The sequence below is a fragment of the Pseudoalteromonas sp. SG43-6 genome (genome assembly GCF_014164365.1).
GTDB classification, from domain to species: Bacteria; Pseudomonadota; Gammaproteobacteria; order Enterobacterales; family Alteromonadaceae; genus Pseudoalteromonas; species Pseudoalteromonas rhizosphaerae.
The window spans coordinates 1-12,339 of record NZ_JACJEZ010000080.1; the positions used below are offsets into that span (position 1 = coordinate 1).

Sequence of the window (12,339 nt, forward strand, 5' to 3'; positions counted from 1 at the left end):
CACCTAGCACCTAGCACCTAGCACCTAGCACCTAGCACCTAGATATCATTCACCTTGCATTGTACATCCGGTAGCGGCTCGGTGGCTTTGCTATCGAGATGACGTACAAAGCATAGGTTGTTTTTTATCAGTAATTCAAAACGGTCTGGCATGTTTAGCTGTTTACCCATAATAGGGTTGCCAAGCTCGTCGGTTTTAGTGACGTTATCAACGACCATCAAGCTGCGCTTCATAAACACATCATTAGCTACTGCAATCTTCTCTGAGCGCATTAGGCGAGCAATTCCTTGAGCAATCAGTTCCCCTTGAGGCTCTGTTAGTAATGCATGCTGTAATTTTGGTGTTGGTTCACTGCTTTGCACAGAGCAGCCGCTGATCAAGAGCGCGGTTAGTATTGATAATGAACATTCTTTTAGCATAACAATTCTGCCTTGAGTTTAATGCTAACGCTTAATGCGAAGGCAGTATTTTATTTTGCTCAGCAAGAGATCCAGCCCGTGTATCTAATACTGCAGGGGTATCGCCAAAGCGTGCAGGTGCAAAACCTTGCTTACTGGCTATTGAACTGGCTGCTGGACAACTACCATTATCACGATAACCCAACGCGGCTTTTAGTACCGCTTCTTCAGGATCGCCTAACTGGTGGCTAAAGTCATCAGCAACGGCGCAACCGGCTATGCGTACTGGTAAGCGGGCATTGTCAGTGGTGTTTTGCGGCGCAAAACCATCTGAATATTCACCAAAACCTTTATTGTTTTCGCCAGTAAATTGAATGCTAAAGTAAGTCGTATCGCAGTTATCTGTGGCGTAAAATCCATAAGGTTTGCCGCAAGTACCAGCGCCAATTTGAATAACTTCAATATCAGCGCCGCGTAAGCCATTTATTATCGCTTCGCTGGCAGAGCAAGTGCTACTAGTGGTTAATAAATAAACGCGTTTTAAGTTAAGGCTTGGTAATGGTGTACCTGGTATTAATGCCGGGTTCTCGGCAAAGCCAACAAATTCATCGGTGAACATCACAGGCTCCAAACGTTGCCCAGTAACAGGGTTAAAGGTTGGGTGTTGATCGTTAAAAATGGTTTTTTCGAAAACTTTACCGTTGGTGTTCGCGGGGCCTGCGATCATATAAGCAACTTGACTGGCCATTTGTAAAAAACCACCGCCATTATAACGAATATCAATAATCAGATCAGTGACATTACTTGCTTTGAGATTATTAAAGGCATCATAAAGCGGTTTTTCAGCAATTGCATTGTGGCTATTAAATTGAAAGTAACCAACAGTGCCATCAGCTAAAGTCTTCACGTTTGTGACTGGCCTAGAAGTAATCGTTTGTGAGTTTAAAATAACTTCGCGGGTTTCATCGGTATTAATATCTTTGAATACGAAGGTAGTGCTTTTACCGGTTTGAGTTGGATATAAACCCGCGTTGAGGATATCGACCTCTGCTTGCGTGCTGGCATTGATAAAATCAACACCATCGATTTCTAAAATCTCAAAGCCGCGGGCAATATTTTGCGCACTTGCAGGTGAGTTGGGCTCTGTATAGCTGATCACACCTTGACGTGGTGCTGTAGAGCTGATTAATTTAACTTTAAAACCATAACCAAAAGTCACTCCTGATTGGCTTTGGGCTTCCCATTGTGCAGTTGGCAGGCTAGAGTGAAAGTTGTCTTTGTTTGCGCCTGACTCGGTAATTTGCTCGGTTTTTAGTAATTTAAAATATTCATTTACAGCAGGGGTCAGCGCTGGATCACGATCGATAATTTCGTCATACCAAAGGTAGGTTTCATTGCTCCATGAGCGCAGCCAGTGCTTTTCGTTTAATGCTTGGCATTGTTGATAAAAATTACTTGAGGGTTGAAATACACCTTGTGTCCAATTGATTCTGTTACCAGTGTCGCCATCACCATTGCTGTTATTGTTGTTGTCGGTCATTGTACTACCGCCACCACAGCCAGAAAGAAGCGCTAGAAAAGAAACATTGAAAAGCCCAATAGTGAGCTTTTGAATAGAGGAAACAGCCATAGTGATGATCTATTTTTTATACAATATAAACTCAATATAGCGGTTTTTAATTAAACTTGGTAGCAGTGCTGCGCATTTTTGTAGCTAAGTTGTTGCCATACACTATGAGTATTACACAGCTCAAAATGGTTTGACCAACGCTGTTGATAACTCGCGTTGATTTGACACACAGGGAAATTACTAGCAAACATAACGCGGTGCTGACCAAAGTGTTGCAGGATAAAGTTAAAACACTGCTGTTGTTGAGTTTGCAGCTGCGCGGTGAGTAGCTCAAAGCCTGAAAATTTAATCCAGCAGTTAGGTAGTTGCGCTAATTGGCTGATCCCCTGCTGCCAAATTGACAGATTATTGGGTAAACCCGCATGGTTTATTATTAATTGTAAATGCGGAAGTTGTTGGCAGTAGTTGATTAGCTGTTGGGTAATCGTAAGCTTTTCAACTTCAAATTGAGCTTCAAATATCAGCTGCTTACTGGCTAATAGCGCTAAGTTATCATGGCATGTAGCATGGCTTAAGCGCATGGCATCAGCGCCTTCGGTGATATCTCTAATGCCCACTAAGCTTGGGTGTGATAAAGCGGTAATTGCATTATTAAAATCGTCGGGATGACTATTAATATTGGCAAAGCTGATAGCTTTATAATTGTGGCCACTTAAGTGCTCAGCTAGCCAGTGCAGTTCATTGATGGGGTGCTGGTTATCAAAGCCTGCTTCAATGTGTACTAGGCCAGCAATTTCAAACTGACTTATATGCTGTAATTGGTTAACACTTATGGGCGCTTTAATCGTATCTAAATTTGGCCAAGGCACAGGATTCTTACCTTGTAGCCAATCATATTGCCCTTGGACTAAATTAAAAAAGTGTACGTGAGGGTCAATAATGCGTTCACTCATTGCGCGGTATAACCACCGTCAATGGTTTGTAAACTGCCGGTAATAAAGCTGGCATCATCACTGGCTAAAAACGTAACCAATGCTGCGACTTCATCAGCTTGGCCTAATCGTCCGAGTGGCTGTAATGCGCCTTCTTCGGCAACTATAGTGGCTTTGTCGGCGCCACTACGAGCACAATATGTGTCGATAGCATTATGAAAAAGCGGTGTTTCTATGGTGCCTGGGCACACTGCATTGGTGCGAATATTAAACTGGGCATAATCCAATGCGGTGGTTTTTGCCATTGAGGCTAACGCATGTTTGGTCAGGTTATACGCAAACGAGTTGTTTTTAGCTATGATGGCTTGATCTGAGGCAATTAAAATAATCACCCCATTTTGTTGCGCTTTCATGCTTGGTAACACGCTTTGAATTGCCGCGTAGGCACCTTTTACATTAAGTGCAAACAAGCTATCGAAGGTTGCTTCGTCAGTGTCTTCAATTGTCGCGCTTAGATGACGGCCGGCATTCGATACCAACACATCTATACATTTGCCATTACTGGCAATCTTTGCAATAACCGTTTTTACTGCGCTAACATCACTCACATCGCAGTGGTGCCAAGTGCCTAAATCTGCAGGTTCTAGATCAAGGTTATGTACTTGGTAACCATTATTTAGAAAACGCTTAACAACAGCAAGACCTATACCTTTACTGCCGCCTGTAACGATAGCAACCTTTGACATGGAATTTCCTTAGTGGTTGTGACCACAACCGCCTTCGCTATGGACATGGCCGTGTGATACTTCTTCGCTGGTTGCTTCACGTACGCTAAGTACTTGCACGTCAAACGTTAGAGTTTTGCCTGCAAATGGGTGGTTTAAATCACAATCAGCATTGAAACGACCTACTTTCACGATCGTCACTTGATGACGGCCTTGATTAGAGCTAACCATTGCTGTCATACCTGGCTTCCATACTTTAGTGTCACCTTGAAGGTGTTTAAGAGGAATGCGTTGAATAAGATCATCAACACGTTCACCGTAAGATTCACTCGGTGTAAGTGTCACGCTGAAGCTATCGCCAGCAGCCTTGCCTTCAAGAGCTGTTTCAAGACCAGGAAGCATACCTTCCAAACCATGAATATAGGTTAGCGGCTCACTGCCAGTACTTGTTTCTAGTTGCTCGCCCGCTTCACTTAATGTGTAGTGAAATTCAACTGCCGAGTTTTTGCTAATTTGCATGCCGATCTCTTTAATTTAACTGTAATGAAAAGCTAATTTTACGCTAAATAAGCCGGATTATAAACTACTGGTTCGGTTAGTGTGGTTGCTTTAAGGTTCTTGCAAGCTCTGAAAGTAAACCTTCGTCATGCAATTGTGACACGGCCTTTGTTGCTTGCGGCAAATGTAGCACCAGCTGCGTGCCAGGCGTTAAAATACTCGAGGCACTAAGTTTATTCCACCGGGCTAAATCACTATGCGGCACATCATAAAGTTGGCTGATTCCCCAGATAGTATCACCAGGCTTTACCTGGTATTGGATTGCGATAGTGGGGATCGCTATTTCAGTTTGTTCAAGGTAAGGACTGATTTTATAATTGATAGTTAACGAGTCTGGCATGGTGCGAGGTTGGCCAACCATCAGTGCTTCACCAATACCAATTAAATTAGAGGTTTTGTTATTCATCGCTTTTAGTTTGTTAACTGATAATCCAAAACGACGAGCAATCGAGTACAAAGTATCATTTTTTTTCACTGTATATTCGCCAGTGAAATTATTTTTAAAGAACTGGCTGCTTAATAAGCTTTGCTGTTGCAGTGGTAGTAATAAAGTATGAGGACCATTAGGTGAGCTTTGGTTTTTTAAATAGCCAGGGTTGAGTTTGTGTAGTTGGCTGCGACCAATACCAGATAAATTGGCGATCACCGAAAAATCAAATTGCTGGCCAACGTTAAGCTCAGTTGTAAGGGCTTTGTTGGCAAGTTTAGGGCGGTATAATCCGCGCTGAGGGTTTTGTATTAAGTAGCTTAATGCCATTAGCTTTGGCACGTATTCAGAGGTTTCTTTGGGTAATTTCAACGACCAGTAATCAGTGCTTTTGCCGCGCTTTTTATTTTCTGCGATGGCGCGCTTTACACGTCCTTCGCCACTATTATAAGCCGCTAATGCATGTAGCCAGTCGCCATCAAAGCGCTTATGTAAATACTCTAAATAGGCCAAAGCGGCATCTGTTGAAGCGAGAACATCTTTGCGCCCGTCATACCATTGATCTGATTTTATGCCGAAGTGATGAGCCGTCGCACCGACTAATTGCCATACCCCAACAGCTTGTTCTGAGGAGCTAATAGTCGGGCGAAAGTCACTTTCTACAAAAGGCAATAAAGCTAATTCCATGGGTAACTTACGTTGCTCTATTTTACTAACAATATGATAAAGATAAGGCGCAGCCCGGGCACTGACAACCTGTAAGTATTTTGGTTGCTTGGTATACCAGGTAATCCGTTTATTTAGTGCTTTGTTTAGGTAAATTTGAATGGTTAAGTTGTCGGCTATATGTCGCCATAAATCTTTATTGCGAGTGTGCGCTTGAGGTGATGTAGCGGCTTGTTGCGCTGGAGCTGTTAATGTTATTTTTTGTTTTTTATGCTTGGTATCTGTGGGCTGTGCTGAGCTATTTGATGACGGTTTAACGTGATTAAAAATAACCGGAGCTTGCACAGTATCACTTGGCGCTGAATATGGCTCAGTTGTTTGGCAACCGGATAGTAAAATTAAAGTCACAAACAGGGCTAAGAGGTAACTGCGCATAAACATCACTAAATTAATATCCTTTTAAAAGTCTAGCACATCCACGTGCGAGCGCTATTTTGACTGTTTAACTCGTTTAAGTCCAGCCTCTAGAAACAGCGGGTAAGCTTTTCGTGCTATCTCATCAACTTGGTAGTCTTTCGCAAACTGCTGATTAAAGCTTTGCTGTAATTGCACTAAATCTTGCTCTGGATAGTTTGTTACATGCTGTTGTATCGCGTGCAAAAAGTTTAATGGTTGCTGTAAATCGTCTCGTTTTAGTACGCTTCCGTGGCCAGGCAGGATTATCTTGATGCGCTGATCTGAGTGAAGTTGTGTGAGTATTTGCAACCAGTTATTAAAATTACCATGGCCGGGATAAGGTAGCCAATCAACCACATCAGCACCGACTAAAATGCGATGATTTTCGGCGCTGAGAGTTAAATCACCATTAGTATGGGCTTGGTGTGCGTTAATCGTGACTGGGTAGTTGCCAAGTTCAATGGTTAAGCTATCAACAACGTAAGTTTGTGGTGGTTGTAGTTGATATTGGCGCCATCGTAATAATCGCTGCTTAGCTAAGTTGAGTTTGTTTTGCCAGTGCTGTTGTTGCGCTTCGGGCTGCTGGGCTAAACGCTGTAAACTCAATTCGATACTTTTTTCATAACTATCAAGTTTATTAGTATAGGTTTGTTGGAGTTGACTAAATTCAGTAGCAAGCTGTTGATGGACAATTAATTGAGCATCGGGGAAATGATGCTGCAAAATAGCCATGCCCAGTAAATGGTCGTCGTGGAAGTGACTAGCAACTAAGTAACACAAGGGGGTTTTTAAGGTGCTTTTTAGTTGCTTAACGGTTGCTTCAACAGCGGCAAAGTCGCCACTAGCATCAAACATTAGCGCGCATTTATCACCTTCAATGAGCACTTGGTTTGAGTCATAAAAGCGTAGGGCTCGTTGCTGCTCTAAAAATTGTACGTTAGGGGAGATTGTTTGCCACTGTGTTGCTGCAACAGCAGAGCGGGGTGCAACAAGACTAAAGCTTAGCAATAAAAGTGCAGTTAACTGAGTGGGGATATAAAAAGGGTGAGTCATAACAGTATTGCCAAAATAGAGAAAATAAAATAGGCAAGTTAGCTGATTTTTTTTTTAATTGATACTGGAATCCACGAGATAATAAAAAAAGCGCGAGTGCGCTTTTTTTATTCGGCTGACGATTGCCCTAAGTAAGCACTGAGCTTATCGATGAGTTGATCCTGCTGCTGTTGGGTAACGCTTTGCTGTGTTTTTGCTTCGAGTAACTCATGGCTAATATTCAAGGCTGCCATTAATAAGGCTTTTTGATCATTGCGCACTGTTGAGCGCTGCTTCATTTGATCAACCAAATCATTTAAGTATTTGGCTGATGCAATGAGTGCATCCTCTTGCCCAGCTGGGCAAGCAAATTGCTGCTCTTTACCAAGCAACTCAACTGTGACTCGCTGGTTTTGCAGCTCAGACATTAGTTAGCCTGTTGGGCGCTTTGTAGCTTCTCAAGTAAACCCGTTAAAGTTGTGCTGGTGTCTTTTTGTTTTTCTTCACTTTCAAGTACTTCAAGTTGAAGAATTTCATTTTCATCGATTAGCTTACTATTTTTATCTTTAAGCTCGCTAACCTGAGTTTGTAGCTGTGAATTTTGGCTAATTAATTGGTCGATCAATTGTTCTAGTTGAGAAAGGGTATCGTTATTCATAAAGGCGCTCATAAAACTGTGATTATTGTCATGCAAATGTAAAGCAAAGTTGCTTTATATGCCAGCATTTACGTGTGTTTTGGCTGATTTTTATTTAATGTTAATAAGCTGTTCAGGCTAGCGACTAATTTGTTCATAAGTGGTTCACTTAATGGCCAGCAATTTATGACCCTTGGCGTTTTATGTTGTAGAATATAACTAACTTCAATGAGTTTATTTAAGCGAAATTATATTATGCTCAGTTACAGACACTCATTTCATGCTGGAAACCCAGCCGATGTCGTTAAACATTTGGTATTAGCTCAGGTATTAAGTTACCAGACGCTCAAAGATAAGCCATTGGACTATATCGATACTCACTCAGGAGCTGGCTTTTTTGAATTAGCCAGTGCTGATGCACAAAAAACGCAAGAATACCTAAATGGCATTGCTAAGCTTTATCAACATCGCAGTGAGCATCAGGAACTAAATGATTATATTGATTTAATTAAATCATTTAATGACACAGAACAATTAGCTTTTTATCCGGGCTCGCCGAAAATTGCTGAGCATTTCTTGCGTCGCCAAGACAAAGGTTGGTTTTTTGAGCTACATCCGCGAGATTTGGCATTACTACAAGAAAACATGAGCGGTAAGCGCTCAATTCGTGTCCGCGGCGAGGATGGCTTTACGGGTCTAGTGGGGTTATTACCCCCCGCTTCGCGCAGAGCATGTGTACTCATTGATCCACCTTATGAAATTAAAGACGATTACGACACTGTGGTAAAAACATTAACGAAGGCTTATCAACGCTTTGCTACTGGTACTTACATGATTTGGTATCCGGTGGTCGACAGAGAAAGAATTGAGCGTATGGAAGAGGGGTTGATTGCTTCAGGTATGCGTAATATTCAGTTATTTGAATTAGCGACTGAAGCCGATACTGACGTGCATGGCATGACTGCATCGGGGATGATAGTAATTAATCCACCGTGGAAGTTAAAACAAACTATGGATAAGGTATTACCTGAACTAGTTACCTTATTAAGCGATTCATCAGGCTTTTATCGCAGCGAGCAATTAGTTGCCGAATAAACATTGAAACGCCCAGTTCACTGGGCGTTTAATTACAGAGAGTGATTAGAGTTAATTAAAATACACGGCTTTAAAGGTTGCCAGTACTTTACCTTGCTTATCTTTTAAGGTGAGTGATTCACCATTAATATTCCACGTCGCAGTATTTTCTAGTACGCCAGACATTGCAGTTTCTTGTTCCATACCTTGAGAGCACATTTTTCTAGTACTAGCTTGCGGGCTGAATGTCAGTGCTTGTTGATCTACTTGATAACTACCAGCAAAATTATTGCAGCCTAAAAAGCCATGGCTTTTGTTATCTTTACTAAATTGAATAAAGGGTTCTTTTGTTTCAACAGTGACTTGCACGCCATTTATAGTAACAGCTTTAAAATACGTATTTACTAAATCGACATTGGGCTTTTGCGGCGCAACTTTAGACACGACTACTTCATAAGGTGCTTGTTGTGATTGCTCAAATGGATTGTTATGTGTAGTACTAACGTACAATAACTGATCTTGATTAGTGATACGTGCAATTACGCTATAGCGATGACGTTGATCCATTTTGCTCGCGTCGTAGCTAAGCTCTACCGTATAAGGTGGTGCGCCATTGATATCAATAGTTTGTTGACTAATTATTTCTGCTTCAGTATCCATCTTTGACACATCAGCTAAAGTCACTGTGAGTTGTGATCCCGGACCTAACATGCTGCGATCAAGGTAGCTAACTTGAGTTGTTAAAGTGGCCATGGCTGCATCTTCAGTGGTTTGTTTCGTTTGTGGATCAGGTAGGCTCTTGCACCCGTTAAGTACCATTGCACTGCTGGCCAATAAACTAATGCTGGCAATCGATTTTAAAACTGTATAAGGTTTGTTCGATAGCATGGTTTATTCCTTGAAATAAATGAATCGGTTGATTTTTAATCTATGGGTAGTTTACAGCGCGATTACTTAATCATAGCTTAATTATTCTAAGTTGTTATTTAATAACAAAAAAGGCGCATAAATGCACCTTTTTGTAGGCACAGAGATATTTACTTCTTCACAAACTTGGTCAAAATAACAATGCGCTGACCGTCCACACGTCCTTCAATATGTTCAGGGTTGCTGGTTAAGCCGATATTACGCACAGCAGTACCACGTTTAGCCGTTAAGCTACTGCCCTTAACATCTAAATCTTTAATAAGTGTGACTGTATCGCCGGCTTGCAGTACCACGCCGTTGCTATCAACATGTTTAATATCATCATTTTCAGCAAGTACTTTTTTAGCCCATGCTAACGTATCTTCTTCAAGATAGATCATGTCTAGCGCATCTTGTGCCCAGCCATTATCAGCAGCTAAACGGGTTAGCATACGGTACGCCACCACTTGTACCGCAGGTGTTTGGCTCCACATGCTATCGTTTAAACAATGCCAATGAGTAGGGGTAATATCAGTGGTGCCTTCAACTTGGTCTTTACACGTTTGGCAAGTATAAATACATTTATCTGAATGAGCTTCAGTGACAGGTGGCACTTCGTATACAGAAAGGTTTTCAGTTGCAGTACATAGCTCACATTGGTTATTACTGCGTTCAACTAAGGCTTGTTCAATGCTCATATCAAGGCTCTTTTGGGGGTTAACAGAAAAGTAAGCCCTTATTATACTCAATCATCAGTCAAATTAGAACTTATCCATTATTTTAGTGTGGGTATAGTGAAAACTTTGACTTTACAGATGGTTTGCAGACATTCAATAAAAGGAGCATTATTACTTACAAGTTTAGGCAAGGCGCAAAAACCTTACTATACTGAGTACATAAAATAACAACAATTTAGCTGGCAAGAGTCACTATAGTTATTAGCAGGAAATAATATGCTTAATACGCAGATAACCGCCGAGGTGCCAAAACTTGTTACACAATACATTGCCAGGCAGCCTATTTTTGATGCTGAAACAGGCATTTATGCATACGAATTACTGTATCGAGATTCGATAAATAACGCATTCCCTATTGGCACAACAGATGGTCAGGCTACTGGGCGGCTGTTTTTTAACGCTTTAATGCTTATTGGTATAAATAAACTTACTGCGAACCAACGCGCTTTTATAAACCTTTCTTCAGATGCCCTACTAGATGATTTCCCTAAATTATTGCAACCCGATAGCGCAGTAATAGAAATTGTTGAACGAGCCGACAACATTGATAAAGTGACCAATCGAGTTACGGCTCTAAAAAAAGAGGGTTATACTTTTGCTCTCGATGATTATGATGGAGATGAAAAATGGGAGCCATTATTACATTTAGTTGATTATATAAAGCTTGAAGTTGAAGAGCCCATCATTAAAACCAATATGCTGTTAAAAAAGCTTAAACGCCGTTTTCCTGATGTAAAAATCATAGTTGAACGAATTGAAACGCACGAACAATTTATGCTGCTAAAAAGTGCCGGCTGCGATTACTTTCAAGGCTTCTTTTTCGCGCGTCCAGAAATGCTCAGCTACCATAATGTTGAGCCATCTAAATTTGCTGTTTTTGATTTGCTGCGCTGTACGTCGCGCCCAGATCTCGATTTTGATGAAGTCCACCAGCGGGTAGCTAAAGACGTCGGTTTAACTGCTCGTATTCTTAAATTAGTGAATGCACGCTCTGGTAACCAAAATTTAGTGATCACCTCTATTTCACAAGCGGTTATTTATTTAGGTGAAGATGCAATTCGTCAATTTGTAAGAGTGTTGGCCCTTAGTGAACTAGGGGTTGATAAACCTAGTGAACTAACTAAGTTGGGGTTAACTCGTGCGCATTTCATGCAGTTAATGCTAGAGCCTGGCGGTAAGGAAATGTCTCAGCGTGGTTACTTAGTTGGCTTGATGTCAGTGCTCGATGCTATTTTAAATATGGAACTGGATGTTATCGCAAAAGAGTTTTGTTTAGGCGATGATTTATCGAGTGCACTGCTTAACTTTAACGGTATGTTAGGTGCTACTTTGCAGTTAGCTCGCGCGGTAGAGGAAGATAATTGGCCATTAGCAGTTAAATTGTTAGAAACCATTCGGCCAGCTTCTCCCATCGATGTTATTTATAATGCCATGCTCGTAGCACGGCAATACGGCGATGAGGTTTTAGCCTCAATTATTGAAGATACTTAATACCTTGAGTATGATGCGCCATTATCAATATACTTTAAAAGACGACTATGCGTTTATTACTGCCGATCACGACTATTTTAATTGCTCTGGCGTTGTTATTACCTGGCGTTACTCAGCCTGTGCTAACCCTTGAGGGGAAAATTGATAAATCAAAGCTCGCCAAAACAGGCATTGCTATGATTGCTGATGAAGGTGACCGTCATACCCGCAATATGTTAATGATGGCGTCGAGCATGTTGGGCCTTGATAAACTCGAAGGTGAAATTAGTGCTTATAAAAAAACACGGAGCATTTGGGGCACGGTTAACGAACTTGCCAATAATAAAAATTACCTAGTCGCAGCATTGGTAGCATTGTTTTCAATTGTGGTGCCAGCTTTAAAACTGTTGATGCAATTAGTTTATTGTTTAATACCGATGAACAAATTAAAGCATATACTCGGTCAAGTTATACAAGGCTTGAGTAAATGGAGCATGGTAGATGTTTTTGTCATTGCTTTGATTGTGGCTTACCTTGCTGGTAACGCCGATGGCCAGATGGGGGAATTGATCAACATGCATGCTGAATTTGGTGCAGGTTTTTGGTACTTTACCGGTTATTGCTTATTTGCCATCGCCGCCAGCAGCTTAATTAAAGTTACGCCAAAAAATAGTTAAACGTTTGTGTTAACTAAATAGTTATCATAAACTTCGCTAGAACCTAGAACCTAGAACCTAGAACCTAGAACCTA

General features: G+C 41.3%; 14 protein-coding genes. 3 read left to right on the top strand and 11 right to left on the bottom strand.

Features of this window, described 5'->3' with window-relative positions; genetic code table 11:
• Window positions 1–38: 38 nt before the first annotated feature.
• From H5201_RS21155 to zapB, 9 genes are all read right to left on the bottom strand, one after another.
• A complete protein-coding gene (locus tag H5201_RS21155) occupies window positions 39–419 on the bottom strand; it encodes a hypothetical protein (protein ID WP_149980504.1) in 381 nt (126 codons plus the stop codon).
• Between the two features lie 31 nt (window positions 420–450).
• Window positions 451–2,028, bottom strand: a complete 1,578-nt coding sequence (locus H5201_RS21160; protein WP_182785338.1) for a S41 family peptidase — start codon at window positions 2,026–2,028, stop codon at window positions 451–453.
• A 50-nt stretch (window positions 2,029–2,078) separates the two neighbouring features.
• Window positions 2,079–2,921, bottom strand: coding sequence for an amidohydrolase (locus H5201_RS21165; RefSeq protein WP_182785339.1), 843 nt, complete (start codon window positions 2,919–2,921; stop codon window positions 2,079–2,081).
• A complete protein-coding gene (locus H5201_RS21170) occupies window positions 2,918–3,646 on the bottom strand; it encodes an SDR family NAD(P)-dependent oxidoreductase (protein ID WP_182785340.1) in 729 nt (242 codons plus the stop codon). Before H5201_RS21170 ends, H5201_RS21165 begins: the two co-directional genes overlap by 4 nt.
• A gap of 9 nt (window positions 3,647–3,655) precedes the next feature.
• Entirely contained in the window at window positions 3,656–4,144 is a 489-nt protein-coding gene (locus H5201_RS21175) for a peptidylprolyl isomerase (RefSeq protein ID WP_182732172.1), read from the bottom strand.
• A 76-nt stretch (window positions 4,145–4,220) separates the two neighbouring features.
• Window positions 4,221–5,711, bottom strand: coding sequence for a LysM peptidoglycan-binding domain-containing protein (locus tag H5201_RS21180; protein ID WP_182740855.1), 1,491 nt, complete (start codon window positions 5,709–5,711; stop codon window positions 4,221–4,223).
• Between the two features lie 54 nt (window positions 5,712–5,765).
• A complete protein-coding gene (locus H5201_RS21185) occupies window positions 5,766–6,785 on the bottom strand; it encodes an MBL fold metallo-hydrolase (RefSeq protein WP_149980510.1) in 1,020 nt (339 codons plus the stop codon).
• 107 nt (window positions 6,786–6,892) lie between these two features.
• Window positions 6,893–7,192, bottom strand: a complete 300-nt coding sequence (locus H5201_RS21190; protein ID WP_149980511.1) for a cell division protein ZapA — start codon at window positions 7,190–7,192, stop codon at window positions 6,893–6,895.
• Window positions 7,192–7,422 (bottom strand): cell division protein ZapB, encoded by a 231-nt coding sequence (gene zapB / locus H5201_RS21195; RefSeq protein ID WP_145238165.1) that lies wholly within the window; start codon window positions 7,420–7,422, stop codon window positions 7,192–7,194. The genes H5201_RS21190 and zapB overlap by 1 nt, the downstream gene beginning before the upstream one ends.
• Window positions 7,423–7,656: 234 nt before the next feature.
• Here zapB and H5201_RS21200 point away from each other — a divergent pair, with 234 nt between their 5' ends.
• Window positions 7,657–8,496 (top strand): 23S rRNA (adenine(2030)-N(6))-methyltransferase RlmJ, encoded by an 840-nt coding sequence (locus H5201_RS21200; RefSeq protein ID WP_149980512.1) that lies wholly within the window; start codon window positions 7,657–7,659, stop codon window positions 8,494–8,496.
• Window positions 8,497–8,547: 51 nt separating this feature from the next.
• On the opposite strand, the gene H5201_RS21205 is transcribed toward H5201_RS21200, so the two are convergent.
• Together H5201_RS21205 and H5201_RS21210 are read right to left on the bottom strand one after the other, a co-directional pair.
• A complete protein-coding gene (locus H5201_RS21205) occupies window positions 8,548–9,363 on the bottom strand; it encodes an META domain-containing protein (protein WP_182719583.1) in 816 nt (271 codons plus the stop codon).
• Window positions 9,364–9,512: 149 nt separating this feature from the next.
• Complete coding sequence (locus H5201_RS21210; protein ID WP_145238171.1) at window positions 9,513–10,079, bottom strand: alkylphosphonate utilization protein; 567 nt, start codon at window positions 10,077–10,079, stop codon at window positions 9,513–9,515.
• A gap of 255 nt (window positions 10,080–10,334) precedes the next feature.
• Between H5201_RS21210 and H5201_RS21215 the strand changes: the two genes are divergently transcribed.
• On the top strand, window positions 10,335–11,609 hold the full coding sequence (locus H5201_RS21215) for an EAL and HDOD domain-containing protein (RefSeq protein WP_182719584.1): 1,275 nt from the start codon (window positions 10,335–10,337) through the stop codon (window positions 11,607–11,609).
• 47 nt (window positions 11,610–11,656) lie between these two features.
• Window positions 11,657–12,265: a paraquat-inducible protein A gene (locus H5201_RS21220; protein WP_182719585.1), complete on the top strand. Its 609-nt coding sequence runs from the start codon at window positions 11,657–11,659 to the stop codon at window positions 12,263–12,265.
• Window positions 12,266–12,339: the final 74 nt, after the last annotated feature.

Excerpts from the sequence above, each read along its gene's own strand:
- H5201_RS21175 (WP_182732172.1), bottom strand. The coding sequence starts at position 4,144 with ATGCAAATTAGCAAAAACTCGGCAGTTGAATTTCACTACACATTAAGT.
- H5201_RS21160 (WP_182785338.1), bottom strand. The coding sequence starts at position 2,028 with ATGGCTGTTTCCTCTATTCAAAAGCTCACTATTGGGCTTTTCAATGTT.
- H5201_RS21170 (WP_182785340.1), bottom strand. The coding sequence starts at position 3,646 with ATGTCAAAGGTTGCTATCGTTACAGGCGGCAGTAAAGGTATAGGTCTT.
- H5201_RS21190 (WP_149980511.1), bottom strand. The coding sequence starts at position 7,192 with ATGTCTGAGCTGCAAAACCAGCGAGTCACAGTTGAGTTGCTTGGTAAA.
- H5201_RS21220 (WP_182719585.1), top strand. The coding sequence starts at position 11,657 with ATGCGTTTATTACTGCCGATCACGACTATTTTAATTGCTCTGGCGTTG.
- H5201_RS21180 (WP_182740855.1), bottom strand. The coding sequence starts at position 5,711 with ATGCGCAGTTACCTCTTAGCCCTGTTTGTGACTTTAATTTTACTATCC.
- H5201_RS21185 (WP_149980510.1), bottom strand. The coding sequence starts at position 6,785 with ATGACTCACCCTTTTTATATCCCCACTCAGTTAACTGCACTTTTATTG.
- H5201_RS21215 (WP_182719584.1), top strand. The coding sequence starts at position 10,335 with ATGCTTAATACGCAGATAACCGCCGAGGTGCCAAAACTTGTTACACAA.
- H5201_RS21155 (WP_149980504.1), bottom strand. The coding sequence starts at position 419 with ATGCTAAAAGAATGTTCATTATCAATACTAACCGCGCTCTTGATCAGC.
- H5201_RS21165 (WP_182785339.1), bottom strand. The coding sequence starts at position 2,921 with ATGAGTGAACGCATTATTGACCCTCACGTACACTTTTTTAATTTAGTC.
- H5201_RS21205 (WP_182719583.1), bottom strand. The coding sequence starts at position 9,363 with ATGCTATCGAACAAACCTTATACAGTTTTAAAATCGATTGCCAGCATT.
- zapB (WP_145238165.1), bottom strand. The coding sequence starts at position 7,422 with ATGAATAACGATACCCTTTCTCAACTAGAACAATTGATCGACCAATTA.
- H5201_RS21200 (WP_149980512.1), top strand. The coding sequence starts at position 7,657 with ATGCTCAGTTACAGACACTCATTTCATGCTGGAAACCCAGCCGATGTC.
- H5201_RS21210 (WP_145238171.1), bottom strand. The coding sequence starts at position 10,079 with ATGAGCATTGAACAAGCCTTAGTTGAACGCAGTAATAACCAATGTGAG.